26 protein-coding genes and 3 tRNA genes are annotated in these 26,144 nt (G+C 41.4%); 16 read left to right on the plus strand and 13 right to left on the minus strand.

Annotated features, from left to right (window positions below; translation table 11 throughout):
* Nucleotides 1–29: 29 nt before the first annotated feature.
* The 9 genes from tpiA to CRO21_RS07055 all read left to right on the plus strand — a co-directional run bounded on the left by tpiA (nucleotide 30) and on the right by CRO21_RS07055 (nucleotide 7,476).
* Complete coding sequence (gene tpiA / locus CRO21_RS07015; protein WP_097078621.1) at nucleotides 30–797, plus strand: triose-phosphate isomerase; 768 nt, start codon at nucleotides 30–32, stop codon at nucleotides 795–797.
* 9 nt (nucleotides 798–806) lie between these two features.
* Nucleotides 807–1,133 (plus strand): preprotein translocase subunit SecG, encoded by a 327-nt coding sequence (secG, locus tag CRO21_RS07020; RefSeq protein WP_097078622.1) that lies wholly within the window; start codon nucleotides 807–809, stop codon nucleotides 1,131–1,133.
* Nucleotides 1,134–1,188: 55 nt separating this feature from the next.
* Nucleotides 1,189–1,273, plus strand: a tRNA-Leu gene (locus CRO21_RS07025).
* 542 nt (nucleotides 1,274–1,815) lie between these two features.
* Nucleotides 1,816–1,892: transfer RNA gene (locus tag CRO21_RS07030), tRNA-Met, on the plus strand.
* Nucleotides 1,893–1,986: 94 nt separating this feature from the next.
* Nucleotides 1,987–2,063: transfer RNA gene (locus CRO21_RS07035), tRNA-Met, on the plus strand.
* A gap of 250 nt (nucleotides 2,064–2,313) precedes the next feature.
* Nucleotides 2,314–2,832, plus strand: a complete 519-nt coding sequence (gene rimP, locus CRO21_RS07040) for a ribosome maturation factor RimP (RefSeq protein ID WP_097078623.1) — start codon at nucleotides 2,314–2,316, stop codon at nucleotides 2,830–2,832.
* Between the two features lie 38 nt (nucleotides 2,833–2,870).
* Entirely contained in the window at nucleotides 2,871–4,355 is a 1,485-nt protein-coding gene (gene nusA, locus CRO21_RS07045) for a transcription termination factor NusA (RefSeq protein ID WP_097078624.1), read from the plus strand.
* Nucleotides 4,356–4,369: 14 nt separating this feature from the next.
* Nucleotides 4,370–7,075, plus strand: coding sequence for a translation initiation factor IF-2 (gene infB, locus CRO21_RS07050; RefSeq protein ID WP_097078625.1), 2,706 nt, complete (start codon nucleotides 4,370–4,372; stop codon nucleotides 7,073–7,075).
* A complete protein-coding gene (locus CRO21_RS07055) occupies nucleotides 7,075–7,476 on the plus strand; it encodes a ribosome-binding factor A (protein WP_097078626.1) in 402 nt (133 codons plus the stop codon). The genes infB and CRO21_RS07055 overlap by 1 nt, the downstream gene beginning before the upstream one ends.
* Nucleotides 7,477–7,549: 73 nt before the next feature.
* Here CRO21_RS07055 and CRO21_RS07060 read toward each other — a convergent pair whose 3' ends face one another.
* The 10 genes from CRO21_RS07060 to CRO21_RS07105 all read right to left on the minus strand — a co-directional run bounded on the left by CRO21_RS07060 (nucleotide 7,550) and on the right by CRO21_RS07105 (nucleotide 16,847).
* Nucleotides 7,550–8,329 (minus strand): hypothetical protein, encoded by a 780-nt coding sequence (locus CRO21_RS07060; RefSeq protein WP_097078627.1) that lies wholly within the window; start codon nucleotides 8,327–8,329, stop codon nucleotides 7,550–7,552.
* A 135-nt stretch (nucleotides 8,330–8,464) separates the two neighbouring features.
* On the minus strand, nucleotides 8,465–8,884 hold the full coding sequence (locus tag CRO21_RS07065) for a Na+/H+ antiporter subunit G (protein ID WP_097078628.1): 420 nt from the start codon (nucleotides 8,882–8,884) through the stop codon (nucleotides 8,465–8,467).
* A 12-nt stretch (nucleotides 8,885–8,896) separates the two neighbouring features.
* On the minus strand, nucleotides 8,897–9,172 hold the full coding sequence (locus tag CRO21_RS07070) for a monovalent cation/H+ antiporter subunit F (RefSeq protein ID WP_097078629.1): 276 nt from the start codon (nucleotides 9,170–9,172) through the stop codon (nucleotides 8,897–8,899).
* Nucleotides 9,169–9,714, minus strand: a complete 546-nt coding sequence (locus CRO21_RS07075) for a Na+/H+ antiporter subunit E (RefSeq protein ID WP_097078630.1) — start codon at nucleotides 9,712–9,714, stop codon at nucleotides 9,169–9,171. The genes CRO21_RS07070 and CRO21_RS07075 overlap by 4 nt, the downstream gene beginning before the upstream one ends.
* A 3-nt stretch (nucleotides 9,715–9,717) precedes the next feature.
* Entirely contained in the window at nucleotides 9,718–11,514 is a 1,797-nt protein-coding gene (locus tag CRO21_RS07080; protein ID WP_097078631.1) for a monovalent cation/H+ antiporter subunit D, read from the minus strand.
* Nucleotides 11,514–11,882 carry a Na+/H+ antiporter subunit C gene (locus tag CRO21_RS07085; RefSeq protein WP_097078632.1) on the minus strand — a complete coding sequence of 123 codons (369 nt, stop codon included), beginning with the start codon at nucleotides 11,880–11,882 and terminating at the stop codon, nucleotides 11,514–11,516. Before CRO21_RS07085 ends, CRO21_RS07080 begins: the two co-directional genes overlap by 1 nt.
* Before the next feature lie 4 nt (nucleotides 11,883–11,886).
* On the minus strand, nucleotides 11,887–14,709 hold the full coding sequence (locus CRO21_RS07090; RefSeq protein WP_097078633.1) for a monovalent cation/H+ antiporter subunit A: 2,823 nt from the start codon (nucleotides 14,707–14,709) through the stop codon (nucleotides 11,887–11,889).
* A gap of 255 nt (nucleotides 14,710–14,964) precedes the next feature.
* Nucleotides 14,965–15,903, minus strand: a complete 939-nt coding sequence (locus CRO21_RS07095; RefSeq protein WP_097078634.1) for a tRNA dihydrouridine synthase — start codon at nucleotides 15,901–15,903, stop codon at nucleotides 14,965–14,967.
* 177 nt (nucleotides 15,904–16,080) lie between these two features.
* Complete coding sequence (locus tag CRO21_RS07100) at nucleotides 16,081–16,347, minus strand: hypothetical protein (RefSeq protein ID WP_097078635.1); 267 nt, start codon at nucleotides 16,345–16,347, stop codon at nucleotides 16,081–16,083.
* Nucleotides 16,348–16,502: 155 nt separating this feature from the next.
* On the minus strand, nucleotides 16,503–16,847 hold the full coding sequence (locus tag CRO21_RS07105; RefSeq protein ID WP_097078636.1) for a hypothetical protein: 345 nt from the start codon (nucleotides 16,845–16,847) through the stop codon (nucleotides 16,503–16,505).
* A 285-nt stretch (nucleotides 16,848–17,132) separates the two neighbouring features.
* Here CRO21_RS07105 and fadB point away from each other — a divergent pair, with 285 nt between their 5' ends.
* Genes fadB through CRO21_RS07120 form a run of 3 tightly spaced genes read left to right on the plus strand, consistent with a single transcriptional unit; the run spans nucleotide 17,133 to nucleotide 21,316 of the window.
* Complete coding sequence (gene fadB, locus CRO21_RS07110) at nucleotides 17,133–19,286, plus strand: fatty acid oxidation complex subunit alpha FadB (protein ID WP_097078637.1); 2,154 nt, start codon at nucleotides 17,133–17,135, stop codon at nucleotides 19,284–19,286.
* 12 nt (nucleotides 19,287–19,298) lie between these two features.
* The gene (fadA, locus tag CRO21_RS07115; protein ID WP_097078638.1) at nucleotides 19,299–20,474 is read left to right on the plus strand and encodes an acetyl-CoA C-acyltransferase FadA; all 1,176 of its coding nucleotides are present in this window, start codon (nucleotides 19,299–19,301) and stop codon (nucleotides 20,472–20,474) included.
* Nucleotides 20,475–20,530: 56 nt separating this feature from the next.
* Nucleotides 20,531–21,316, plus strand: a complete 786-nt coding sequence (locus tag CRO21_RS07120) for a hypothetical protein (protein ID WP_097078639.1) — start codon at nucleotides 20,531–20,533, stop codon at nucleotides 21,314–21,316.
* Nucleotides 21,317–21,330: 14 nt separating this feature from the next.
* Here CRO21_RS07120 and CRO21_RS07125 read toward each other — a convergent pair whose 3' ends face one another.
* Entirely contained in the window at nucleotides 21,331–21,822 is a 492-nt protein-coding gene (locus tag CRO21_RS07125; protein ID WP_097078640.1) for a hypothetical protein, read from the minus strand.
* 214 nt (nucleotides 21,823–22,036) lie between these two features.
* A complete protein-coding gene (locus tag CRO21_RS07130) occupies nucleotides 22,037–22,690 on the minus strand; it encodes an RBBP9/YdeN family alpha/beta hydrolase (RefSeq protein ID WP_097078641.1) in 654 nt (217 codons plus the stop codon).
* A 75-nt stretch (nucleotides 22,691–22,765) separates the two neighbouring features.
* Here CRO21_RS07130 and CRO21_RS07135 point away from each other — a divergent pair, with 75 nt between their 5' ends.
* The 3 genes from CRO21_RS07135 to CRO21_RS07145 all read left to right on the plus strand — a co-directional run bounded on the left by CRO21_RS07135 (nucleotide 22,766) and on the right by CRO21_RS07145 (nucleotide 24,947).
* Nucleotides 22,766–23,116 (plus strand): MerR family transcriptional regulator, encoded by a 351-nt coding sequence (locus tag CRO21_RS07135; RefSeq protein WP_097078642.1) that lies wholly within the window; start codon nucleotides 22,766–22,768, stop codon nucleotides 23,114–23,116.
* Between the two features lie 140 nt (nucleotides 23,117–23,256).
* A complete protein-coding gene (locus CRO21_RS07140; RefSeq protein WP_097078643.1) occupies nucleotides 23,257–23,928 on the plus strand; it encodes a YidX family protein in 672 nt (223 codons plus the stop codon).
* Between the two features lie 194 nt (nucleotides 23,929–24,122).
* Nucleotides 24,123–24,947, plus strand: coding sequence for a DUF4198 domain-containing protein (locus CRO21_RS07145; protein ID WP_097078644.1), 825 nt, complete (start codon nucleotides 24,123–24,125; stop codon nucleotides 24,945–24,947).
* Nucleotides 24,948–25,251: 304 nt separating this feature from the next.
* Here the strand turns inward: CRO21_RS07145 and CRO21_RS07150 are convergent, their stop codons facing one another.
* On the minus strand, nucleotides 25,252–25,641 hold the full coding sequence (locus CRO21_RS07150; RefSeq protein ID WP_097078645.1) for a hypothetical protein: 390 nt from the start codon (nucleotides 25,639–25,641) through the stop codon (nucleotides 25,252–25,254).
* A gap of 87 nt (nucleotides 25,642–25,728) precedes the next feature.
* Here CRO21_RS07150 and CRO21_RS07155 point away from each other — a divergent pair, with 87 nt between their 5' ends.
* Nucleotides 25,729–26,127, plus strand: a complete 399-nt coding sequence (locus CRO21_RS07155) for an MAPEG family protein (protein ID WP_097078646.1) — start codon at nucleotides 25,729–25,731, stop codon at nucleotides 26,125–26,127.
* Nucleotides 26,128–26,144 lie beyond the last annotated feature (17 nt).

The raw sequence follows: 26,144 nt of genomic DNA on the forward strand, positions 1-26,144 counted from the left end.
TTGCCAAAATTGTTATTGAGCAGTGATGAATGGAAAAAACTTACCCTAAAAAATGGGTCATTGGGAACTGGAAATTAAATCCTTATTTTCAGGATGCACAGGCTTTATTTCAAAATATTATTCAGCAACTTGAGGTGCAATCTTTTGATTGTCAGGTTGCAATTGCGCCACCGACTGCATATCTGGCATTTTTTTCAGCACAAAATTTACTTTTACCTGTCGTGGCGCAGGATATTTCCAGTGTGAATGGGACAGGTGCTTATACTGGAGAAGTCAGTGCTGATCTACTTAAACATGCGCATGTGAATTATGTTCTGATCGGTCATTCTGAGCGTCGGGAATTGTTTGGTGATCATGTCGAGCGTTTACAACAAAAAATTAAAAATGCCATTGAGTCCGGATTACACATTATCTATTGTGTGGGTGAAAGTCTGGAACAACGGGAATCGGGTCACGCCAAAGATATTGTGATTCAGCAACTACAAGAATTAAAAGCCGTTTTGTCAGAAAATGACTGGCAAAATGTGATTATTGCCTATGAACCGATCTGGGCCATTGGTACAGGTAAAACAGCTTCACCGCAAGATGCGCAGGATATGCATGCCGCTATTCGCAGTTATTTGCAAGGCCATACAGCCTATGCAAATCGTATCTCTTTACTCTATGGTGGTAGTGTTAAACCTGAAAATGCGGTAGAGTTAGCGGCCTGCACAGATATTGATGGTGCACTGGTTGGCGGGGCATCATTGGATGCTTCAAGTTTTATTTCAATTATTCAAGCTTTTGCGCAAAAATAAGGTGATTTGATGTATACCTTTGTACTTGTCGTGCATATTTTACTTGCGATTTTAATGATTGCCCTGATTCTGGTTCAGCACGGCAAAGGTGCAGATGCAGGTGCATCATTTGGTGGTGGCGGTGCAGCAACCGTATTTGGTGCATCCGGGTCTGCGAATTTCATGACACGCCTTACAGCAGTGTTGACCGCTTTATTCTTTGTGACCAGTTTAACCCTAGCCGTTTTTGCAAAGAAACAGAATCAGACCATGTATACCTTGCCAGGCGCTGAACAAACTCAGCAAGTACCGGTGTCGAATGAATCTTCACCAACTGTGCCGGTTAAACCTCAATAATTTTAAAATATTGCTTTTCTTTTAAAATAGAAAAGAATAGAATGCAGCCCTAATTGCGGTGGTGGTGGAATTGGTAGACACGCTACCTTGAGGTGGTAGTGCTTTCGGGCGTGGGGGTTCAAGTCCCCCCTTCCGCACCAATATTGCGAAGTATGCAGTATTGGAAATAAACATGAAGGTTTAGGCGTTTGACGCTTAAGCCTTTTTTGTTGTCTGTACTTGAGCATGTTGAGGATTAATCACATCTTCACCCTATGCAAAAATTAAAAAAATTGCATTGTATTTTTTTGCACGAAAAATGGCTAAATTCGACTTATAACTGTGTTCATCAGCTTGCCAACATTTGCATTATTGACTTCCTGGTGATGAAGTCAATGCTCCTTATACCTTATCTAAGCCATCATTTTCCATTGCAAAGATTAAATTTCTATAAGCTCTAGATTCAAATCATTGATGATTATGAAATGCGATAATTTATTCGGCTTTTTATATTTAGGGCATCTGCTGAAAATCGACAGTTATAGGGTGCATATCTGGCTTATGCTAAAATAATGCTTTATCAATTTATCTGATTATTGCAGAGCTTTTGTACAAATAGTTAAAAATAAAAAAACATTGCCTTGCAATGTGCAAATCTTGTGTTAGACTGCGCATCTCGATAAAACGAGACAGTCAATTTCGATGCGGGATGGAGCAGTCTGGTAGCTCGTCGGGCTCATAACCCGAAGGTCGTTGGTTCAAATCCAGCTCCCGCTACCAATTGATGTGACGTATTAAATGAAAGTTTAGTGCACTAACATCAATCAACTAAATTGACTTTTGTAAGAAATGCACTATAATTTGTGCACATTGATGCGGGATGGAGCAGTCTGGTAGCTCGTCGGGCTCATAACCCGAAGGTCGTTGGTTCAAATCCAGCTCCCGCTACCAAGTTTCTAATTAAAGAGGCTCACAATGAATGGTGGGCCTTTTTGCACAGTGGAATTTAAAAACTGTGCAGGTAAAAAGGGGGCGAATGCGCCCTTTTTTGTTGGCTATCGTGAGTTAAGACATGAGCCATGTATGGTACAAGGTTAAAACGTCATGCTTCACTATAGCGAATTATTCAAGGTAAGTTTGCAGGTTTTCATCAACCTTTAACAAACTTTGAGTCCAATAGATTTAGCAGTGACGAGAGTACATGAAATTATCGAGTAAAACTCAAGCGTTATATGAACTGATTGCACCAGCAGTGGCAGCGTGTGATGTCGAGTTGTGGGGTATTGAATTTATTCCACAAGGTAAGCGTTCTTTATTGCGTATTTATATTGATAAAGCAGATGCAGTAGAAGAATTAACGACAGAGATTCAAGACGAAGAACAAGGTCGGGGAATTGGTGTTCAGGATTGTGTTGCTGTAACACATCAGGTCAGTGGTATCTTGGACGTACATGATCCAATCTCGGGTGAATATGCACTTGAAGTTTCTTCTCCTGGTTGGGATCGTCCTTTCTTTAAGCTAGAACAAATGCAGCATTATCTTGGACAGCAAGTGGCCTTGCGTTTGATATCTGCTGTAGACAATCGCCGTAAATTTCAAGCCAAGCTGATTGCGGTAGATGTCGACAAAGATATGATTGAAGTTGAGGTTGAGAATCAGCAAGTTCTCGAAATAGATAGCCATAATATTGATAAGGCAAATTTGATTTATCAGGATTGATTTTTAATACATTTAGATAAATTTTACATAGGTGACTTATGAGCCGTGAAATTCTTACTGTTGTGGAAACGGTCAGTAATGAAAAAGGTGTTAGTCGTGAGGCGATCTTCCAAGCCTTAGAGCAAGCACTTGTTGCTGCAACAAAGAAAAAGTTTTATGAAAACACGCCTTCTTCTGAAGCACAGATACGTGTTGAAATTGATCGTAAAACTGGCGATTATCGCACGTTTCGTCAATGGGAAGTGGTCGCAGATGAAGATCATGAAATGCCTGCTTGCCAAGATGCGATTTCTGATGTGGATCCAGCCGAATGGTCGATTGGTGACATTCGTGAACTTGAAGTAGAGTCCATTGAATTCGGTCGTATTGCTGCACAAATCGCCAAACAGGTGATTGTACAAAAGATTCGTGAAGCTGAGCGTGCATTGGTTGCAGATGCTTACGAATCCAAGGTCGGTGAACTGGTTTATGGTGAAGTGAAAAAACAAACCAAAGACGGTTTTATTATCGATCTGGGGGATGGCGCCGAAGCCTATCTGGCACGTGAAGAAGCCATTCCTAAAGAAATTCTACGTCCGAAACAGCGTATTAATGCCATTTTGTTTAACGTTAATCGTGAAGGTCGTGGCGCACAATTATTGTTGTCGCGTGGCAAACCGGAAATGTTAATGGCACTGATGAAAAAAGAAGTGCCAGAGATTGCCGAAGAAATTATTGAAATCAAGGCTGCGGCACGTCAACCCGGTGTTCGTGCCAAAATTGCAGTAAAAACCAATGACCATCGCATAGATCCGGTGGGTGCATGTATTGGTATGCGTGGCACACGTATTCAGGCCGTTCAACAGGAATTAAATGGTGAACGTATTGATGTTGTGGTTTGGTCTGATGATCCTGCACAATATATTGCCAGTGCGTTAGAACCGGCAGATGTTTCGGGTATTGTGATTGATGAAGATGCACATAGTGCTGATATCATTTTTGCCACCAGTGAACAACTGGCACGTGCGATTGGTTCGCAAGGTCAAAATGTACGTCTAGCCTCAGAATTAACGGGTTATAAACTCGATATGATGCTCGAAGACGAATATCGTGCGCGTCAGGAAAGTGAATCACAACAATATGTAGATATCTTTGTGCAGCGTCTCGATATTGATCAGGAGTTGGCAAGTGCACTGGTAGAAATGGGCTTTACCTCACTAGAGGAAGTGGCGTATGTACCGGTTGAAACTTTTGACGAAATTGGTCTGGATGAAGAAACTGTTACTGTTTTGCAGGAACGTGCCAAAGAAGCTGCCTTGGCTGATGTTTTAACTCAGCAGGAAAGTCTGCAACAAGCAACAGAAGAATTATTGGGTATGGAAGGTATGACTCCTGAAATTGCTCAGGCATTAGCGCAGCGTGGCATTGCAACATTAGATGATTTAGCCGATCAAGCCATTGATGATATTAATGATATCGAAGGTTTGAGTGAAGAAAAAGCCGGTCAACTCATCATGAAAGCACGTGAATCATGGTTTAACTAAGGAGGAGGTCATACATGACGGACAAAACGATACAAGAGTTAGCGAAAAGCGTAAACCGTCCAGTCGAAAAGCTCCTCGAGCAGGTTCGTGATGCTGGATTGCCGCAACGCAAGGCGAATGATGTGATTAGTACTGCCGAACAAGAAAAGCTTTTTGCTTCGATTCAAAGTTCAGCAGGGAATAGACTGGGTGCAGGAATTACTTTGAAACGTAAAACGACAAGTACTGCGAAAGTTGCAGATTCATCTGGACGTACCAAAAACATTAATGTTGAAGTACGTAAAAAGCAAATATTTGCCAAACCGGATCCTGCAAAATTAGCAGCCGAAGCAAGAGCCAAAGCAGAAGCTGAGGCCAAAGCAGAAGCGGAAGCAAGAGCAAAATCAGGTACAAAAGCCAAAACAGATACACAGCCTAAAGCGACTGATGGTGCCAGCAAAGCATCAGCAGCACTTGAAGCAATGCGGGCATCGCAGAAAAAGGATATCGCAAGAACGGCACCAAAACCTGAAGTTGTGGTTAAAAAACGTGGTGCGACCATTACCAAGGCGCCTGTTGCAAAAGTGACTGAAACAGCAGAGCAGAAAAAAGCTCGTGAAGCGCAAACAGCACAATTAAAGGCAACAGAAGAAGTAGCACGTCGTAAAGCTGCGGAAGAAGCACAACAGCGTACGCTTGAACAAATGCGTAAAATGGCATCGAAATATTCAAGTGATGATACCACTGCAACCATTCGTGTCGTAGATGATACGCCTTTGGCTGCCGGTCTGGTGGGTCAAGCCTACGAAGATTCATTTGAAAAAGAAGATCGTGAAATTAAACGTGGTGGCGCCAATGCCCGACCACAGAAAAAAGGCGGTCGTCGTGGTCAGGAAGAGCAAAACTTCAACCAGAATTCACATAAACGTGGTTTGAAAACCAGTCAAGGCAATAAACATGGCTTTGAAAAACCGGTTAAAAAACAGGTTTATGATGTGGAAATTGGTTCAAGTATCGTGGTTGCCGATCTTGCCCAGAAAATGGCCATTAAAGTGCGTGAAGTGATTAAAACACTCATGAAAATGGGTGAACTGGTAACACAGAATCAGGCTATTGACCAAGATACTGCTGCACTGGTTGTCGAGGAAATGGGACATCATCCTGTTCTGGTTTCTGATACACAGGCCGAAGACAACCTGCTTGAAGCCGCAGAAGAAGCACGTGGTGAACAAAGTACTCGTCCACCAGTTGTGACTATCATGGGCCATGTTGACCATGGTAAAACATCCTTGCTTGACCGTATCCGTCGTTCAAAAGTAGCTGCGGGCGAAGCAGGCGGGATTACCCAGCATATTGGTGCATATCACGTTAAAACTGACAAAGGGATTATCACTTTCCTTGATACCCCAGGACATGCGGCATTTACCGCAATGCGTTCTCGTGGTGCCAAGGCTACTGATATCGTGGTACTGGTTGTTGCAGCAGATGATGGTGTTATGCCGCAAACTGCCGAAGCAATTGATCATGCCCGTGCTGCGGGTACACCGATTATTGTGGCCATCAACAAGATGGACAAAGAATCTGCCGATCCAGATCGTGTACTGAATGAATTGACTGCCAAGCAAATCGTTCCGGAACAATGGGGTGGTGATGTACCTGTAGCCCAGGTTTCCGCACATTCAGGTCAGGGTATTGATGAGTTACTGGATTTAATCCTGATTCAATCAGAATTAATGGAACTTAAAGCTTCTGCCGAAGGTGCAGCGCAGGGTGTTGTGATTGAAGCCCGTGTTGACAAAGGCCGTGGTGCGGTAACGTCTATTCTGGTACAAAACGGTACATTGAATATTGGTGATCTGGTACTTGCTGGTTCATCTTATGGCCGTGTACGTGCCATGTCTGATGAAAATGGTCAGCCAATTAAATCTGCCGGACCTTCTATCCCTGTTGAAATTCTGGGTCTACCAGATGCGCCAATGGCAGGTGATGAAGTACTTGTGGTGAATGATGAGAAAAAAGCACGTGAAGTCGCGGATGCGCGTTCCGATCGTGAACGTCAAAAACGTATTGATCGTCAAAGTGCAATGCGTCTTGAAAACATCATGGCATCCATGGGTAAAAAAGATGTACCAACCGTCAATGTCGTATTGAAAACCGATGTACGTGGTACCTTGGAAGCCCTCAATGTTGCATTGTCAGAACTTTCAACTGATGAAGTTAAAGTCCGTATCATCAGTTCTGGGGTCGGTGCAATTACTGAGTCTGACGTGACGCTGGCGGAATCTTCCGAAGCAGTATTGCTCGGCTTTAATGTGCGTGCTGATGCAACTGCACGTCAAAAAGCCGATCAGGATGGCGTAGATATTCGTTATTACAGCATCATTTATGAATTGATTGATGATGTGAAGGATGCAATGAGCGGTAAGCTGGCACCTGAACATCGTGAAACAATTCTGGGTGTGGCGCAAGTACGTGAAGTGTTCCGTTCAAGTAAGTTCGGTGCAGCGGCTGGTTGTATGGTGATGGAAGGTGTCATTCATCGTAACAAGCCAATCCGTGTATTACGTGATGATGTTGTCGTATTCCAGGGTGAACTTGAATCCTTACGTCGTTACAAAGAGGTCGTCGATGACGTTCGTGCGGGTATTGAGTGTGGTTTGGCTGTGAAAGGCTATAATGATATTCAACCTTTAGACAAGATTGAAGTGTACGACGTTCAGCAAGTGAAACGGAGTCTTTAATGGCTAGTCAACGCTTAAAACGTATGGCGGATTCGGTTCAGAGAGAACTCTCTGAACTGATTCGCCTAGAACTCAAAGATCCTCGTCTGGGTGGTTTAGTTACGATTTCAGGCGTGAAAGTGAGTCCAGATCTGGGTTATGCGGAAGTTTATGTCACTGTGATGGGACGTGAACTTGATGATGATCAGACTGAACAGGCACATAAGGAAACCTTGGATGTTTTAAACAAGGCATCCGGTTTCCTGCGTCAGGAATTGAGTCGTCGTATTAAAACGCGTATAACACCACGGTTGCGTTTTCATTATGACAAGACCAATGCATATGGTAACTATATGTTTGGTTTGATTGCGGAGGCGGTAAAAGATTTACCCGCCGGCGAAACAAAAGATAAAGATGAATAATCATGTTGCATGATGACATCAGCCAGATCAAATGATCTGGCTTTTTTATATTCGTTTTATAGCAGCTTTGATATCAAATCACATCAATTTGCATGATCTCATCTGGGTCATATTGATATTTTTGACCATCAAAAGGCAAGGTGAATTTGAATTGCTGTGTTCCTTTTTGTTGTTTACAGCCTGTGGCTTGATGCGCTTCATTGTGGGTATAAGTTTGTTTGAAAACTAAATCTTGTAAACCTTTGTGTTGTTTCGTTCCAAGTACAATCACACTGTGAATATTGGCGCCCCATTTTGCCTGAGTGGTCGGACATTCACCGCGACTATAGTAGTGGGATTTTGTGGGTAGATCATTCAGTACGAAGCGTAATTTCGTGTCGGGTTGAATCTCTATCAGCTCCAGATATTCATCACCTGAATTGGTTTGCGGTTTATAGCTAGACCATTGATGTCTTAGACCGATCACATGTTTATTGGCTAAAGTGGAAAAATGGACCAGATCAAAAAATATACCGTCAAAACCTTGATAGGATGAGTATAATGTATCTTGTTTTTGTCGCATGGCCAGTTGTTTGGGAACAGTATAATCAAATAGATAAATCCTTAATAAATAAGGTGAATCAGGCTGATTTTGTTCAACAGGTAGTGCTACAGCAAATAAGGCTTTTTGGTCGTCGATGATCAGACAATCTTTTTCTTTTTGCTTAAATGCATAAGAGGATTTGAGTTGTGTAAGAATTTTCTGGGAAATTACATCAGAACAATTTTTATACGGTGTTTGGGTGGCGATGGATTCTGCTTTTGCATGGCTAATATGCAGTACCACACCATAGATGGTAATAATAAAAAGCATGAATTTTTTCATATATTTGATCTGAATATTTTTCTATAGACTTTAAATAAGCGCACGATATGCTGTCAATCAAAATATATGCAGTAGAAATAGAATATTAGTCGAGTTCTATGAGAAAGTTAGCCTTAAATCTGATTATTTCTTTTCTTCCTCAGGCGTTAGTTCAGGATGTCTTTGATTACGGGTATTCATAAAAATTGGACGTTTCACTTGTTGCCAAGGCAATGGACGATTTAATGCTTCAGGCACATCTCCACTGCGGGAACGTAAATTAAGATGAATTGCTGCCTGTGCCAGCAAATTGGCAGAAACAGGGGCAGTAATAAAAGCAAGCAACGTGATTAATAACTCAGGAAAGCCAAAACGCAGTTCAAATGCCGAGTAACTGATGGACGCAATTAAGAAGCTGCCCAAACCTAGTGTGCTGGCTTTGGTGGGTGCATGTAGGCGCATAAACAGATCGGGCAAACGTACCATGCCGATGCCACCGACAAAGATAAAAAATGAACCGGTAATCAGGAAAAAAGAAACTAGAATTTCCATAAATAACAGCATGTCTAATTCTCCTTAGTCGATGACATGGCCGGTTGTGAAATAACGTGCCAAGGCAGCAGTCGAGACGAAACCAAGCATTGCGACCAATAATGCACCTTCAAACATATCGGTGGTGGACCAATAAATACCTAGTACAATAATTAAACAGGTGGCATTTAGAAATAAGGTATCCAGCGCCAATAGCCGATCAATCACCGACGGACCAATCACTAGGCGGAACAGGCAGCAGAATACGGAAATTGAAATCGCCAGAATACTAAATGCAAGCACATAGGGTAGGATCATCATGAGACATTCTCCTGATTTTGCTGGTCTTGTGCGTGAAAAACCCGAATAAGCGGCTGTTCATAACGTTGTTTGATGTCATCAATATCCGCCTGCTCATTGTCGGTACTTAAACTATGCACCAGAATATCACCACGTTGCTGGTCAATCCCGGCAGAAATCGTTCCAGGTGTGGTGGTAATAATCATTGCCAACAAACTATTTACTTGATCATGGTTGGTGTCCAAAGGGACACGAAACCATTTGGGATGTAATTTATCTGAGGAACCTAATACCAGTCTTGCCACACGAATATTGCTGACGATCACATCCCAAAGGACCACAAAAAATAATTTAATCGCTTCCAGCCAGTTGATGTCGGGTGTGCGTACCACAAAACCCTGCATCATTTTGGGAATAGACCAACCCAGTAAAATCGCCAAAACAATATTGCCACCAGAAAAGCTATGTTGCAGCATTATCCATGAAGCAGCCAGAATAAAAGACACCAACGGATGCGGGAATATCCGAAAAATAAAATGATTTGTAGAGAATAATTTACGCATCATTTACTCCATGGGCTCAATTTTAGCATTATCATTCGGCAGTTGCTTTTGCACGGGTTGCGGATGCATCTTTTCCTCAGGAATATGTTCACCTGCTAGCGTATTTGGTGAAATAATATAAGGAATATAACTCTGATATTGATCAGGTTTAGTTTCAGCATATTTCAATTCAGGCAGATAGCTAACATCATAAGGTAGTACACTGATGACCTGCCCCGTTGTATCTTTTTTCAACAGGCTGTCCTGATAAAGTTGTTTATCCTGTAACTGCTCTGCTGCGGCATAAGTATATTTATAAACTGGATCGGCAAAAGCAGCATAAGCCGTCAGGAATAATAAGAATGCATAGACCACTTTATCTAATCGAGGGGTCGAATGATCTGGCAAAGCCTGATATTTTTCATATTCAGGATCAGCAGGATTATCTTCGGGAGAGCTTGCTCGCCAGAACAAGATAAAGCCAACCCGTACAAAAGCTAGAATTGATAACAGACTCACCAATAGAATTATTAAAATAATACCGACTTGCCACGGGTGATAGAGTGTACCTTGTAACAAAAATACTTTGCCAATAAAACCACTGAAAGGTGGCAAACCGGCCATCATCAAACCGATCAGCATAAACAAAATACTGAGTAAGGTGCTTTGTTTCATGGCCGGCGCAATCTTAAAATGATCCTTGAATTCGCCACGCTGGGCACAGATCCATTCGGTCAAGATATAAAAAGTAGCTGCAATAACGGTACTATGAATTAGATAATACAGTGCGGCAGCCCATGCCTGCATGGTGAACAATGACAGTGCGATTAAAATGGTACCAATCGAGGATAACATCATAAAGCCAATAAAACGACGTAGACGTTCCGAACCAATTGCACCGATGACACCATAAACACTGGTGATGATACCAATGGGCAATAACCATTGCTCCATTAGATATTGACCCTGCGTATCACTAAAGACCGTACCATTAATACGCAAGATGGCATAAACTCCGACCTTGGTCATGAGGGAAAAAATTGCTGCCACAGGGGTGACGGCAACCGCATAGGTTTTGGGTAACCAGAATCCCACAGGTAACATGGCAGCTTTGATACCAAATACCATAAATAACAGCATTGCACCAGTGAGCGCCATTTGATGGTTATCAGTAGGTAGTGTTGGAAAAATTCGGGCCACATCTGCCATATTCAAGCTGCCGACATTGCCATAAATTAAGCCAAGTCCAATCAAGAATAATGCCGAGGCAAACAGATTGATGATGACATAATGCACACCCAGCTTGAATCGGGCTTTATTGTGACTATGCAACAGCAATACATAAGACGCCATCAATAAAATTTCAAAGAATACAAATAGGTTAAATAAATCGCCAGTTAGAAAGGCGCCACACATACCCATCAGTAAAAACTGCATCATGGCATGAAAATAACGGCCTTTTTGATCCCACTTATAACTGGCAAACCACAGGATTGGCAGTGCCAGAATATAGGTGAGCAGCACCATCATCGCAGCAAGACGATCCACCACTAAAACAATACCAAATGGCGCCGACCATTCCCCCAACTGATAACCAAACAGTTCGCCGGAACTGGCAAAATTTACCATACAGATGGCAAGGACTAATCCGATGCTGGTCGAGATCAGACTAATGGCATGTCGAATAGGTTGGCGCCAGTCACTTTCCAGTGAGCCAGCACCAGGATTGCCCAATAAAATTAGGGTAAAAGCGGTAAAAGCCGGTAATAAAATACTAAAAATCGGGAAATGGGTGTGCCAGAAATCCACCAAGACATTCATTAAGGCTCATCCTCTCGTGGATCGTAGGTATATTTTGCGTCTTCTTTTGCATCGACATGGTCATTACCGGTTTCAAAGCGACTGCGCAATGCCAGTTGTACAATAAATGCTGTAGTGGCAAAACCAATTACAATTGCTGTTAAAACCAGTGCTTGCGGGAGGGGATCGGTAACACGTGCTGTTTCAGTTAAAATGGCTGGTGCATTGAGTTCTAGTCGCCCCATGCTGAACAGAAAAATATTGACTGCATAGCCGATCATGGCTAGTCCAAGTACTACTGGAAATGTACGACGACGTAAAATCAAATAAATGCCAGTTGCGCTCACCACACCTACGCCCGTCGCAATTAAAAATTCCATACTGATCATCTTTTTACCCCCGTATTGGACCAGACAATGAGGAATGTCTTGAGTCGCCTAAAACTGAGATGAGTAACATGGTCGCACCCACCACAGTGATATATACCCCGACATCAAAAGCAGCAGCAGATGCCAGATGTAGATCGCCGATCAGTGGCGCATGCACATGAACATGTGCACTGGTGAGAAAAGGTCGTCCCCATGCCCATGCAGCCATACCGGTTAAACCAGCAATAAATAAGCCGATGCCAATCCATTTTTCATATAGACGACCTGAGTTTGCTTTTAATAGTCGTTCCGCTTCATCTTGACCGAGTGCGATATATTGAATGATGAGTGCCATGGCGGTAATTAAACCCGCGATAAAGCCGCCACCCGGTAAGTTATGGCCGCGCAAGAAAATATAGAAACTGATCACCAGTGCCAGAGGTAAAACCCAAGACATGGTAATGCGTAACATCAGTGGCGAAGGATTAAAGCGAAAGGTCAGCCCCTGCGTCATGGTTGCACCATGGGCACGCATGCCATCCATCATGCACAGTGCGCCAATTGCAGCAATCCCGAGTACGGTGATTTCACCAAAGGTATCAAAGCCACGGAAATCGACCAGAATCACATTGACCACATTTGACCCACCACCAAGCGGTAGAGATTGCTGCATAAAGAACCAGGAAATCGACTGATGATCACGTGTCAGCACCAGCCAAGTCAGCCAGCCTAGACCCAAACCACCAATTGTTGCCAAAATCGCATCACGCCAGCGTCGGGTGCGTGTTGATTCATAGGGTGTGAGTTGCGGTAATAACGATAAACTCATCAATAATAAGACGGTCGTAACCACATCGACCGTGATCTGTGTCAATGCCAGATCCGGTGCAGACATGGTAATAAAGACCATGGTCACCACCAGACCAACTGCACCACTGATGAGAACGGCTTTGATACGTTCATGGTGGAACCATAACATCATCCAGCAAGCCGAAATCAGTAAAAACCAGAAAATAATCGCAATCAAAGGTGCATGAATCAGTTCTCTTGAACCCTTATCAATCTGAAAACCATACATTGGTATGATCGCCATCACCAGCGTAAAGCTGATAATCATAAACAGATAATTTTGCAAGGCACCTGTTTCGGTATGTTTTTTGATATAACGACTGTATAGCAGTAAATATTTTAGAAAATAATCAAATAGCACCGTACCACGAAATTTGCCCAAGGCAGGATCGAGATCAACTTTGCGAAGTTGGCCACCTTTTGCCATTTGAAAATAAAACAGTGTGCCACCGACCAGTGCCACAATACTCATCAATAATGGCATATTAAAGCCATGCCACAGGGCCAAATGGACTGGTTCAAGCTGAGGCAGTTGAGTGGTTGCAGCAGTCACACTATTGACAATATCTTCAGCCAATAATGCGGGGAAAATACCTACAAGAATACACAGTACAGCCAAGAATGCTACCGGTGCCAACATGCCTTTGACAGGTTCATGTATATCGGATTTGGGGAGTGGCTTGCCATGCTGCGCATCAAAAAACACACCATGTACCAGACGAATCGAATAAGTCACGGCAAAAATTCCTGCCATGGTGCCCAGACTCACCATCAAGGCGAGCAGTAGACCGGACTGACTGGCAACCAGCTCGGTAAAGAACATTTCCTTGGAAATAAAGCCATTGGTAAACGGCACGCCCGCCATTGCTGCGCAGGTAATCATGGCCAAGGTACCGGTTATCGGTAAAAACTGCCATGCACCACTGAGACGTCTTAAATCGCGGGTACCAGTTTCATGATCGATAATCCCGGCGATCATAAACAAGGCTGCTTTAAACGTGGCATGGTTGATAATATGGAAAATCGCCGCCGCAATGGCAAGTGGCGTACCAATTCCAATCAGGCAAACAATTAGCCCAAGATGGCTGATGGTGGAATATGCCAGTAAACCTTTTAAATCTTCTTTAAAAATTGCAAAAAATGCGCCCATGCACAGGGTAATTAAACCGACAAAAGTGACAATGCTATGGAATAATGATGCCCCAACAAAAATAGGGGAGAGGCGCAATAATAGAAAAATTCCGGCTTTGACCATGGTTGCCGAATGCAGATAAGCTGACACAGGCGTAGGTGCTGCCATTGCATTAGGCAGCCAGAAATGAAATGGAAATTGCGCACTTTTGGTAAAAGCACCGACTAAAATTAATAATAAAATCGGCACAAAATATGGACTGGACTGAATCAGATTGGCTTTTGCAAACAATTGATCAATTTGATAGGTACCCGTGATTTGTCCCAGTAAGATAAAGCCACCGAGCATACACAGGCCACCCAAACCGGTAATGGTAAGTGCCATACGTGAACCACGCTGTGCTGCTTCATAGCGTTGCCAATAACCCACCAGCAAAAATGAGGAAATACTGGTCAATTCCCAGAAAACCAGCAATATGATTAAATTATTAGATAGGGCGATACCGAGCATGGCTGCCATAAACAGCATGAGTAAGCTATAAAGTTTAGCCAGAGAATTCTTTTTGTTTAGATAATAATAGGCATAGATAAAAATCAGCGTACCAATTCCGGTAATCAGTAAACTGAAAAGCAGACTGAGGGCATCAAGCCGAAAGTCAAAATTAACCCCTACGCTGGGCAGCCAATTTAGGCTATAGCGAATGACCTCACCTTGTTGCAGGGTTGGAATATAACTTGCTAGTCCGACAAAACATAAAATGCTGATGCTACAGGCAGCAATCGCCGTCACCTGTCTGGAAATTTTTTGCAATCCCCATACCGAGGTTGTGCCGATCAGTAAAGGCAAAAGAATAATGACAAAAAGCACAAGCGGTTCCCATATAAAACTTACGTGTGCTAATACCGAAACATTAGCAGTTTAACTGTAAAGTATTTGGCAAAGAATGCCTAACTTTAACTACAAATTAAAAAATAAAACAAAAAGATTGTATTGCGCAATCTAAAAAATGAAACTTGATGAACTGCGGTTCGCTACGCAACAATGTATCATTGAAAAACTCGATAATATTATAGTTTTATATCGAGAACAAGGTTTAATTACATAAACTCACTAACTGAATCATCAGCTTATTTGAGCAGTTGTCAGGGCATTTAAGAGTTCGGGCATAGTCTTTATTTTTTTGACCCCTTGCCATAAATCCTGTGCTTCAGGATAGGCTTTAGTCATCATGCCGAGCCATTGTTTATAACGGCCAATCAGACCAATTTCAGTTTTATATTGACCATTTAAAAATGCAATTTGTAATTGTAGTAGTTGTGACCAGTTCATGCCGAGATTAGGATTGTTTTGCCGAATGGCATTGACTAAATCCGGTGTGGTCACTGCACCACGACCAATCATTAAATCTTCACATTGGGATTGTTGTTGACAGCTTCGGGCATTGGCAACTGTCCAGATTTCACCATTGGCAATTATGGGAACAGTAATGGCCTGTTTAAGTGGTGCAATTTTTTCCCAGTAGGCTGGCGGTGTATAGCCATCTGCTTTGGTGCGGGCATGAATGGTGATCCAGCTTGCACCAGCGTCCTGTAAGGCATGGGCATTGTCAAGCGTATGCGTCTCATCCAGATAGCCCAAGCGCATTTTTGCCGAAATAGGGATATGTGATGGTACAGCATCACGAACCGCCTTGACGATGGCATATAGTGTTTCCGGTTCATCAAGCAAAACGGCACCGCCACGATGACGATTAACCGTTTTTGCCGGACAGCCAAAATTGAGATCAATGGCTGGTGCACCCAATTCTACTGCCTTATAGGCATTGGCTGCCAGCATATCCAGACGATTTCCCAGAAACTGTACGTGCACAGGTGTTCCGGCAGGAGTTTTACCGTGATTTTTTAATTCCGGGCAATAATGATGATAGACGTGATCAGGTAACAGACTATCTGTGACGCGGATAAATTCGGTAACACACCAGTCATACTGCCCTACCTGTGTGAGAATGTCCCGCATTAACGGATCGGTTAAGCCTTCCATTGGTGCAAGTACAAGTTTCACGGGACAATCCTCAAAAAATTTTCGCTGTTATACGAGTTTTAAGCGGGATTGTCCAGTCGGCAATAGATGTGCCTGAGAGAGGGCCAGCACATGTTTATAGGCAATTTGATGTTTTACTTCAAGATCGGGATAAATCTCCACATCCGATAAGCAATATATCGGTATTGAAAAACAGGATTATTGAAAAGCAGTTTTTTTGCAGTGCTGACGATTTAAAACTTTTGCAGTGATTCCACCGACAATTGCACCCGTCACGGTATTAAACACAGGTAAGAAATGTCCAGCCACTGCACCAATTAACGCACCTTTAACGGTAGGCGAAAGTAATTGTGATGCTTTACTGCTTGTGTTGGGGGATTCAACCTTATCTTTTGTGTCTACGGGTGCTTTGCTATCAGAGCTATCTATAAGGGGAGTGGGCGTATTAATATCTGTGTTGCTCATTGCGATTATCCTTTTTTGATGATTAATTGCATCATCATAAGCCTATTATTTGCTCATTATGTAGCCATGTTGTATGGGTTGTTGCAACAAAGGTAACTGACAACATCATAATTGTGAGCAGTGTATCTATGCTTTAATGCATCTTTGGTCAGCTACTAGTGTGGCGTATTAAGACAGCTTTGATATTTACCTTGTTTAAAGGCTTCCATGGCTTTTTCTTTATCTACCTGTTGATCCAGCTTTTCAACCTGATGCGCTTGTTTGACCAGATCAATCAACATTTCCCGTTGCTGACCGGCAGGGCTTTTGTTTAGATGTTCAATTGATTTTTCCATGGAAATATCATTTTGACGATCAAACATAATATTGTAGGCTGCTCCCTCATAGCTTTTGCAAAACACTTGCCATTGTTCTTCTGGCGTAAGTTGTTTTTTTTCAGCGCAACCTGTGAATAAAACTAAAGGAATACACATCATTAAAGAAGAAATACTGACTTTCATTATAAAAACCGTTGTAAATAAATAAACTCAGTTGAGTTTAGCATAGCCCAAAAAAGACATGTCGAAATGTTAGGTCTTCATTTTTGTCTAAACTTGGTTATGTAGCAAGCAACATCATAAATAAAGAAATAGATTAAAAATGTGATGACCCTTGCGTCACGCCTTGATACAACTTGTATGTCATTTTTTAGATATAGTTAGCGTAAGATTAGGCAAGCAGATATGCATGTTTTTGCATAGGCTTTTTAATTCACCATAAGTCCTCCAAATAAAAGGAGATCAGGCATGATCCACAATGGCAATGCCATTACCGTCCAACTACTTTCGGATGGAATTGCAGAACTTCGCTTTGATTTACAGGGCGAGTCAGTTAATAAATTTAACCAAGTCACTTTAGAAGATTTAAAAGCCGCAACTGATGCGATCAAAACCAATAGTGAAGTTAAAGGTTTGATCGTGACCAGTGGTAAACCCGTATTTATCGTTGGTGCAGATATTACAGAATTTGGTTCATATTTTTCTGCTGGTGCAGAAGTAATTGCCGAGAAAACACTGGTTGCCCACGATATTTTTAATGCATTTGAAGATTTGGACATTCCCAAAGTGGTGGCAATCAATGGGATTGCTTTAGGCGGTGGTTTTGAGATCTGTCTGGCATGTGATTATCGTGTCATGTCTACAGCAGCACAGGTTGGTTTACCGGAAGTAAAGCTGGGGATCTTCCCGGGTTATGGCGGTACGGTACGTTTGACGCGTGTCATCGGTATTGACAATGCACTTGAATGGATTGCTGCCGGTGCGCAACAAAAACCTGAAGCAGCATTAAAAGTTGGTGCGGTAGATGCAGTAGTTGCACCAGAAAAATTACATGATGCAGCCATTGATCTGGTGAAAAAAGCCCTTGCAGGAGAGTTGGACTGGAAAGCCAAACGTCAGGAAAAACTGGTTCCTGTAAAATTAAGCCCGATCGAACAAATGATGGCGTTTAATTCTGCTAAAGGTGTGGTTCTTGCCAAAGCAAATCCGGCACAATACCCGGCACCAAAACTGGCGATTGATTCTATCCAGATTTCTGCAACGCAAAACCGTGATGATGCAGTTAAAACCGAAGCCAAATTCTTTGGTCAGGCGGCAGCAACACCACAGGCAGAAGCATTAATTGGTTTGTTCCTGAATGATCAGTTAGTGAAAAAAGTATCCAAAAAACATGAGAAAGGTGCACATCCGGTCAATCAGGCTGCGGTATTGGGTGCAGGTATCATGGGTGGTGGGATTGCCTATCAGGCTGCCAGTAAAGGTACACCGATTATCATGAAAGATATTGGTAATCCACAACTTGCACTGGGTTTAAAAGAAGCCAATACATTATTGACCAAACAGGTTGAGCGTAAAAAACTGACGCCTGCTAAAGCGGGTGAAACACTGGCGCGTATTCGTGCGTCTTTGAGCTATGATGAGTTTAAAGAAGTCGATATCGTGATTGAAGCTGTGACAGAGAATCCAAAAGTAAAAGAAATTGTACTGGCGGATACCGAAAAACACGTGCGTGAAAACACCATTATTGCCTCCAATACCTCAACTATTTCCATTACCCGTTTGGCTAAAGCCTTGCAGCGTCCGGAAAACTTTGTCGGCATGCACTTCTTTAACCCGGTACATATGATGCCACTGGTTGAAGTGATTCGTGGTGAAAAGACATCTGATGAAGCGATTGCAACCACTGTTGTTTTAGCGCAGAAAATGGGCAAAACACCAATCGTTGTCAATGACTGCCCGGGCTTTCTGGTCAATCGTGTCTTGTTCCCTTACTTTGGTGCCTTTGATCTATTACTCAAAGATGGCGCAGACTTCCAGCAAATCGATAAAATCATGGAAAAATTCGGTTGGCCGATGGGTCCTGCATACCTGATCGATGTTGTGGGTATCGATACCGGTGTACATGGTGCAGAAGTCATGGCAGAAGGCTTCCCGGATCGTATGAAACCTGATTATAAAGGTTCAATTGAAGTCATGTACGAAAACAAACGTCTGGGTCAAAAGAATGACGTTGGTTTCTACAAATACGAACTTGATCGTAAAGGTAAAAAAGCCAAAACTGTTGATCCAACAGCATATGAGCTCGTGGCAACTGTTGCGACCAGTGACAAACGTGAGTTTGATGCACAGGAAATCATTGATCGCATGATGCTGGCACTTGGCAACGAAACCGTTCGCTGTTTGGAAGACAATATTGTGGCAACCGCTGCTGAGGCTGATATGGCAATGATCATGGGGATTGGCTTCCCGCCATTCCGTGGTGGACCATGCCGTTATATCGATCAGACAGGTGTAGCTGAATATGTTGCACTGTGTGACAAATACGCACATTTAGGCAAGGCTTATGAAGCGCCACAATTGTTGCGTGACATGGCTGCAAACAATAAAAAATTCTACGGTTAAGGAGCAACGTGAATGACTACTTTAAATCCACGTGACGTTGTGATTGTTGATGGCGTGCGTTCTGCCATGGGCAAATCCAAAAACGGTATGTTCCGCAATGTACGTGCTGACAGCTTATCTGCTGAACTAGTACGTGCACTTGTTGCTCGTAACCAGTTTGATACAAATGAAGTTGAAGATCTGATCTGGGGTTGTGTAAACCAGACCTTAGAACAAGGTATGAACATTGCTCGCAATATCGGTTTATTGGCAGATTTGCCAAAAACTGTTGCTGGGCAAACCGTGAACCGTCTGTGTGGTTCTTCCATGCAGGCGATTCATACGGCAGCAGCGCAGATTGCGACTAATCAAGGTGATATCTTTATCATTGGTGGTGTCGAGCATATGGGCCATGTCGGTATGATGCATGGCATCGACCTGAATCCGGAAGCCTCCAAGCATTATGCAAAAGCCTCTAACATGATGGGCTTAACTGCGGAAATGCTGGGTCGTATGAATGGGATCTCCCGTGAAGAACAGGACAAATTTGGTGTGGAATCACACTTACGTGCCTGGACTGCGACACAGGAAGGCCGTTTTAAAAATGAGATCATTGGAATTAATGGTCATGACCAAAACGGTTTCTTACAACGTTGTGACATTGATGAAGTGATTCGCCCGGATGCAAATCTGGAAGCTTTTGCTGCATTGCGCCCGGTATTTGATCCAAGTAAAGCAGGTACCGTGACCGCTGCAACTTCGTCCGCATTGTCTGATGGTGCCTCTGCCATGTTATTGATGTCTGCGGAACGTGCGCAATCTTTGGGTTTAAAACCGCGTGCCGTGATTCGTTCAATGGCTGTTGCAGGCTGTGATGCTGCGATCATGGGTTATGGTCCTGTCCCTGCAACACAAAAAGCTTTAAAACGTGCGGGCTTAAAAGTCGAAGATATTCAAACGATTGAATTAAATGAAGCTTTTGCTGCACAAGGTTTATCTGTGCTTAAAGCATTGGGTCTTTATGAGAAACAGGATATTGTGAACATCAATGGCGGTGCGATTGCATTAGGTCATCCACTTGGCTGTTCTGGTGCACGTATTACCACAACTTTGTTAAATGTCATGGAACAACAGGATACACAAATTGGTCTTGCCACCATGTGTATTGGTTTGGGTCAGGGTATTGCCACGATTATTGAACGTGTTTAATTAATCGTTGATGCAAAATCCTCGCTTCGGCGGGGATTTTTTTAAAGAGACATTATATGTGGCAACAAAAAAGATCAAAGATTTTGTCTAAAGCGCCTCGTAGAAAGAATGAGGCATTACATGGACTCTTAAAATATTTTACGTATTGGGCAATTTTTGTTGTGATTGTTGTATTTCTCATTAAGTCACATGATTTAGAGCAATATCCTTATTACCCCTCACATTTTGCACAATATTTTAATACGACTTTATCGTATATTATTGCAATTGTACTATCCTCAATGTTGATCATAAGTCTAATAGAAAGAGATACCGATAACAGCAAAAGAGCAGCACAAAAATATCAAAAGAAAATTTTTAGATATTTAAATGCTATTTTATATATCGTAATTTTTTTATTTTTTTTAATGATATTTCAATTTGTAATGAGTATGTTGATCAATGATCTTCAAAGTCGAATTATTAAATATAGTTTAAATGAGAAAATTGAGAAACCAGTGTATTTACAGGCAATGGTCATCTCTAATCCCGATTATCAGAAAAAAATTTCTATTCCTAATGGAAAATCTCATAAATCAATAATTGACCCTGCACCTTATAAAATTTATGCAAAAATTATTGTAGATGATATTTCTTATCAACTTGATACACATTGTTTTCTTGAGGATCAACCAGTTTTATTAAAAAATAGAAATTATTTTCTTAAAGGCTATGATTCATTTTTAGGTTTTAAATGTGTGGAAAATTGCACACTCAATTATCAGTTTGAAACAGCAAATGATCAGAAGTTATCAAGAAAGGTGTTGGATCGATGCAAAACGATTTATAAAAATCAGTTATAAAAATACATTTTATTTCAATAGCCCCGAAGACTATTTTGAATGAGTTGCTGTAATATCATTGCATCATCAATATTGACTTTAAGTGTGCCATCACGAATATTATCTATATTATTACGATTAATGTTCAAAGGTTCGAGCATATTAAAAATGCCATTGCTTGGGTCAGATGACTGTAAACCTGTTGCTACGGCTAAAATATATTGTTGTAAGGCTGGTGAAAACTGACTCATATCAGGTTCAGCGATTTTCGGCTGAAAGTCAATATTTCCAATGCTTTCACTTACACTGGTATTTTGTAGATCACGCTCAATTTTATACACATGATGTTGTAGCGCCTGACGTGTCTTCTTATCTTCCTGAAATGGCACAAATCCAACTTCTTCACGTAGTTCAGATTCTGCCATCACCTTAATGGTGGGCAAGGTGATGACATCATTTGCCTGTACGGTAGATAAAGCAAAACCTGAAAATATAATGATCAAGAATGCGCATTTAAAAAAGTTCATCATGTGCTCCCGAAATCAGTCATCCTATTAAAATAAAAGATGATCAGCTAAATAACACGCCTTACAAAATAGGCTACAACAAAGTCGGATTTAATTCAGTAAGGCTCGGATAAACGGTAAGGGCCATTAAAATTTAAAATGAGTAGCTCACCAGCTTTGCTATTAAAACTAATTTAATGCTTATCAAAATTAAATGCTTGCTGGAAAATCATGGTTAAGGTGAGGATTTTTTATGTTTTAGCATCTGTTGCATTAATTCAACCAATTGCGGAAATTGCATATAACCATCGCTGCCAAGGAAATGTCCCGCATTCGGCAATATGCGATAGGGAATATTCAACGTTTTGGCCAATGCCAGACTATATGCTTTGGGGACGATGCTGTCATTATCGGAAATCAGCATATAGGTTTGGCTAGCGTGTGGAAATGCAGATGGGTTGATCTGATTGGCCAAGATATACTTTTCTAGATCTGGAAAATCAGGAATTGGATTAGAAAAACCGGAGACGAGGATAATGCCACCCACTTTTTTAATCTGATGCCGCTGTAAAAAGTGTAATAAAGTAATTGTACCTAAACTATGTGCAACAAAATAAGTATGCTCATCTATGTTGCCAATGGCTTGATCCAGCGTCTCTTGCCATTTTTTTGCATCCGGATGTTGCGAATCCGGAAATGCAATAAGGTCAACTTGTGTGTTTTTATTCTCAATGGATTGTTTTAAATCCATAAACCAGTGATCGTGAATATCGGCAGCATAACCATGTAGTACATAAATCTGCTGCTTGGTGTGTGAATGTATTAAGGGCTGTGCTTTGAGTGCCAATGGAATAGCCAGTAAAGTTAAGGCGAGCAATACTTTTTTCATCATTTGATTCCTGATTTACGTTGGAGTTTGTTATGCTAAACATTGACAGTACTGTCAGAGTCAAGAGGAGAAATAATGAATCTTGCCAAAGTTGCCGAACGCACCGGAATTAGTCCGCGTATGCTGCGTTACTATGAAAATATGGGTTTAATTTCACCTTTGCGCCGTAGCAATAATTATCGTGATTATTCTGTAAAAGACATTGAAACTATTCATAAAATTAAAATATTAAATGATGCTGGCATGCCATTAAAAGATATTCAATTATTGCTGCCCTGTTTTGATTTAGCTAAAAAAAACTTTAGTTTATGTCCTGTTGTTCAGGAAAAATTAGTTCAGGAAATGGATAAAATTACAGCACAATTAATCCAGTTAAAACGCTCACATGTTTTATTAAAGTCATTTCTGGACAATGGAACGAATTAGAATATTTGCTAAAGTTCGATAGACGAAGGAATTTTATTGTATGAAACACTATAGAAATAAAAGACAGGCTTGCTATAGTGCTTTTTAATCACAACTTTTTATTAAAATGGTCGAGGAGAATATCGGTGATCAAAAAAATAATGATGTTTGGTGTAATTAGTGCTGTATTAACGGGATGTGCAACTTCTACATTAATCAAAAAAGACAATCGCTCATATACTCAGACTATCGAGATTCCTTTGGTTGAAGATCAGGTGATTGCCTTTGGTAAACCCGCTCAGACATTGGCAAATTTACCTACCGACAGTATCGTGATTGCCGGTCATAAAAACAGTTATATATTGACACAAGGTGGTACTCAATTTGCTGGTTTAATCAATAAACTGGATGCAAAAAATATTCAGATTAATAAAGATTTAAAATTTTATTCGCAAAAGAATGATGGGCGTTTTTCGGGAACATTGCCTTTAGCCTATGTAAAATTAAAACAGGATATTAGCAAGCAGGATTTGGAATTTTTTATTGAAAATGGTGCAAGAGAATGCTCTAGTTCCAGTGATGAGCGCATGCAAGCCCAGCGCTTTTGTTTTGAGATCAAGCTTGCAGGTGTAGTTTATCCGGTTGCCAACAATGTCGCCAGCTTAAAAGCCTTAAGTAAGCCTTATCAAGTCACCATTTATACCACTGAGCAGGAAACATATACATCCAAATCTGGACTAAATCCACTACAAAAATTGGTGCTGTTTCCCTTTGCTGTGGCCATTGATGTGGTGAGTTTACCTTTTCAGGCCGCAGAGAAAATTTTTGATTAATTTTTGCGAGCAAGGATGATCGCTTCTATTAGAGAAGTAGAGGTGGAGTCATAAAAGATCTTTGAGTATTGGTTTCAATGATTTGTTTATCAAGAAAAAGTTAAAGCCTGTAAAATAAGCCCGTATTCTTGTGTTGACTTTTTTGTTGAAAGTTTGTTAAATAATAATCATTTTCAAAGAAAGACGAATAGCAAATGAAATTTAATCCATTTTATCAAGTGGCGGCGGTATCTACCTTATTATTCTCCGCTTCCATGATGGTACAAGCCCATTCTCCATTTATTGCACCGCAAGCCTATATCATTGAAGGTAATGGCACAGCAATCATTGGCGGTTATGCAGAAGCGCCTTTTGCTTCTGAGTTTGCATTAAGTGGTTTCACAGTTGCAGTGAATACTCCAAATGGAGTACAGCCTTTGGAACTACAAGGGACCAAAGCTTTAAGTGCGGCTGACGTTGAAACGAAAGTAGCTGGTACGTATAAGATCACAGCGAACCGTGAAAATAAATTGGAATTTGCCAATGTTAACGGAAAATGGTTACGGGTGATGGAAAGCCATAGCGAAACTTTGCCACCATTGGCAGAACGTAGCTTTATTACACCTGCTGAAGTCACTGCAAAAAATAAAAAAGTGAGCAGTACTCGTTATGAGCAGTTGATTGGCTATTTTAGTAAAGAAAAATTGACAGACACAGTGTTGCAACATAGTCAAAAAGGTCTGGATGTACAATTTTCCCAACATCCGAATAGCCTGACTACCGCACAACCTCTGACTTTAACGTTTACGGTAGATGGTAAAGTGCAAAAGGGCTTGGCATTGGTTGCGATAAAGCAATGGGCAAGCGTTGCTGAAAAAGAAATAGAAATTAAACAGACGACCAATGAAAAAGGTCAGGTACAATTAAGTTTCCCACAAGCAGGTCAATATATTGTTGAAGTGAACTCTCCGGAAACAGCAGAGAAAGTACAGCCTGCTGCACAGACCTATCGTTTAAATATTGCTTTACAGGTCAATTAATTAATATCTGGTTGTGACCTTTAAAAGCGTAAATGGATGACACATGCTTAGGATTAGAAATAAGTAATGGTCATCCATTTTATTTTGTTGTCGCTTGATATCTATAGAAAAATTCAAAATGTAAGCTACATTTATGTCATGCCGGACTTAATCCGGCATCCAGAGTTAACGTATCCCAAATCAAACTCTATAAAGCTAAAGCCAAGGCCTTACTTTTGAACTTTGCTCTGGATACTTGCTTTCGCAAGTATGACGAGATGATATGTAGCCTATAAACCGAATTTTGCTATAGCGATGCAATGATTTATCTTTTTATCATGGCACGTTCAGCCATAGGGCGAACCAGACCAATAATTGCAATAAATAACACCATTGAAAGCAACTGGCGTTTTAGACCAGTGATGTTAAATTGAAAGCCATAACTTAAATAATTATCGACTAGACAATATAACAATGTGATGGCTAAGGTAGCAGCCAGAGATTTTTTCTTGATCCCGACCACTATAAATGCAATGGTTAATACAAAGGCGGTACCAATGGTTGAGAGAATATTCCAGTTGGCAAAAATGGTACTCAGTAGTAACGCCAGAATCGGTAAAAATATCCATAGGATACGATCCAATGTTTCGCTATTTTTTTGCTGTTGTTGGAGTGCCTGTTGCAGCTCTTTCTGTGAGTCGGGTTGCCTCGCCATAGCTATCTTTCCAGTTGCAAGATTACAATTCTTTAATGTTAAGCATGGTATCATGTCTGCATTTATTTTTAGACAGGATTTACTTACATGCACAGTCTAAATATCATTATCATGATTATCTTAGCAGCATGTCTGTTGCCGTATATTTTTACGGTCATTGCACGCATGAGTGCAGGTTATAACTCCAAATTGCATGAGAATCCCCGAACATTTCTGGAGAATGCAACGGGTTTGGCAGCACGAGCCAATGCGGTACAAAAAAATAGTTTTGAAGGTTTACCCTTATTTATTGCCGCAATGCTCATGGCTGATTATTTGGTAGTGCCGGATTATCTGGTGATTATTCTGGGCATTGCCTATTTGGGCCTCAGGGTCATTTACGGACTTTGTTATTTGGCAAATTTATCCAGATTGCGATCGGTATTTTGGCTATTGGCAACTTTATGTCCAATTTTTTTGCTGATACTGTGTATTAAACTAAATTAATTGCAGTGCGTGTTTCT

The organism is Acinetobacter puyangensis, assembly GCF_900096995.1.
Taxonomy (GTDB): Bacteria; Pseudomonadota; Gammaproteobacteria; order Pseudomonadales; family Moraxellaceae; genus Acinetobacter; species Acinetobacter puyangensis.

What these genes read in the sequence shown, in the direction of transcription:
- tpiA (WP_097078621.1), top strand. Translation starts at nt 30, where the DNA reads ATGGAAAAAACTTACCCTAAAAAATGGGTCATTGGGAACTGGAAATTA.
- secG (WP_097078622.1), top strand. Translation starts at nt 807, where the DNA reads ATGTATACCTTTGTACTTGTCGTGCATATTTTACTTGCGATTTTAATG.
- rimP (WP_097078623.1), top strand. Translation starts at nt 2,314, where the DNA reads ATGAAATTATCGAGTAAAACTCAAGCGTTATATGAACTGATTGCACCA.
- nusA (WP_097078624.1), top strand. Translation starts at nt 2,871, where the DNA reads ATGAGCCGTGAAATTCTTACTGTTGTGGAAACGGTCAGTAATGAAAAA.
- infB (WP_097078625.1), top strand. Translation starts at nt 4,370, where the DNA reads ATGACGGACAAAACGATACAAGAGTTAGCGAAAAGCGTAAACCGTCCA.
- CRO21_RS07055 (WP_097078626.1), top strand. Translation starts at nt 7,075, where the DNA reads ATGGCTAGTCAACGCTTAAAACGTATGGCGGATTCGGTTCAGAGAGAA.
- CRO21_RS07060 (WP_097078627.1), bottom strand. Translation starts at nt 8,329, where the DNA reads ATGCTTTTTATTATTACCATCTATGGTGTGGTACTGCATATTAGCCAT.
- CRO21_RS07065 (WP_097078628.1), bottom strand. Translation starts at nt 8,884, where the DNA reads ATGCTGTTATTTATGGAAATTCTAGTTTCTTTTTTCCTGATTACCGGT.
- CRO21_RS07070 (WP_097078629.1), bottom strand. Translation starts at nt 9,172, where the DNA reads ATGATGATCCTACCCTATGTGCTTGCATTTAGTATTCTGGCGATTTCA.
- CRO21_RS07075 (WP_097078630.1), bottom strand. Translation starts at nt 9,714, where the DNA reads ATGCGTAAATTATTCTCTACAAATCATTTTATTTTTCGGATATTCCCG.
- CRO21_RS07080 (WP_097078631.1), bottom strand. Translation starts at nt 11,514, where the DNA reads ATGAATGTCTTGGTGGATTTCTGGCACACCCATTTCCCGATTTTTAGT.
- CRO21_RS07085 (WP_097078632.1), bottom strand. Translation starts at nt 11,882, where the DNA reads ATGATCAGTATGGAATTTTTAATTGCGACGGGCGTAGGTGTGGTGAGC.
- CRO21_RS07100 (WP_097078635.1), bottom strand. Translation starts at nt 16,347, where the DNA reads ATGAGCAACACAGATATTAATACGCCCACTCCCCTTATAGATAGCTCT.
- CRO21_RS07105 (WP_097078636.1), bottom strand. Translation starts at nt 16,847, where the DNA reads ATGAAAGTCAGTATTTCTTCTTTAATGATGTGTATTCCTTTAGTTTTA.
- fadB (WP_097078637.1), top strand. Translation starts at nt 17,133, where the DNA reads ATGATCCACAATGGCAATGCCATTACCGTCCAACTACTTTCGGATGGA.
- fadA (WP_097078638.1), top strand. Translation starts at nt 19,299, where the DNA reads ATGACTACTTTAAATCCACGTGACGTTGTGATTGTTGATGGCGTGCGT.
- CRO21_RS07120 (WP_097078639.1), top strand. Translation starts at nt 20,531, where the DNA reads ATGTGGCAACAAAAAAGATCAAAGATTTTGTCTAAAGCGCCTCGTAGA.
- CRO21_RS07125 (WP_097078640.1), bottom strand. Translation starts at nt 21,822, where the DNA reads ATGAACTTTTTTAAATGCGCATTCTTGATCATTATATTTTCAGGTTTT.
- CRO21_RS07130 (WP_097078641.1), bottom strand. Translation starts at nt 22,690, where the DNA reads ATGAAAAAAGTATTGCTCGCCTTAACTTTACTGGCTATTCCATTGGCA.
- CRO21_RS07135 (WP_097078642.1), top strand. Translation starts at nt 22,766, where the DNA reads ATGAATCTTGCCAAAGTTGCCGAACGCACCGGAATTAGTCCGCGTATG.
- CRO21_RS07140 (WP_097078643.1), top strand. Translation starts at nt 23,257, where the DNA reads ATGATGTTTGGTGTAATTAGTGCTGTATTAACGGGATGTGCAACTTCT.
- CRO21_RS07145 (WP_097078644.1), top strand. Translation starts at nt 24,123, where the DNA reads ATGAAATTTAATCCATTTTATCAAGTGGCGGCGGTATCTACCTTATTA.
- CRO21_RS07150 (WP_097078645.1), bottom strand. Translation starts at nt 25,641, where the DNA reads ATGGCGAGGCAACCCGACTCACAGAAAGAGCTGCAACAGGCACTCCAA.
- CRO21_RS07155 (WP_097078646.1), top strand. Translation starts at nt 25,729, where the DNA reads ATGCACAGTCTAAATATCATTATCATGATTATCTTAGCAGCATGTCTG.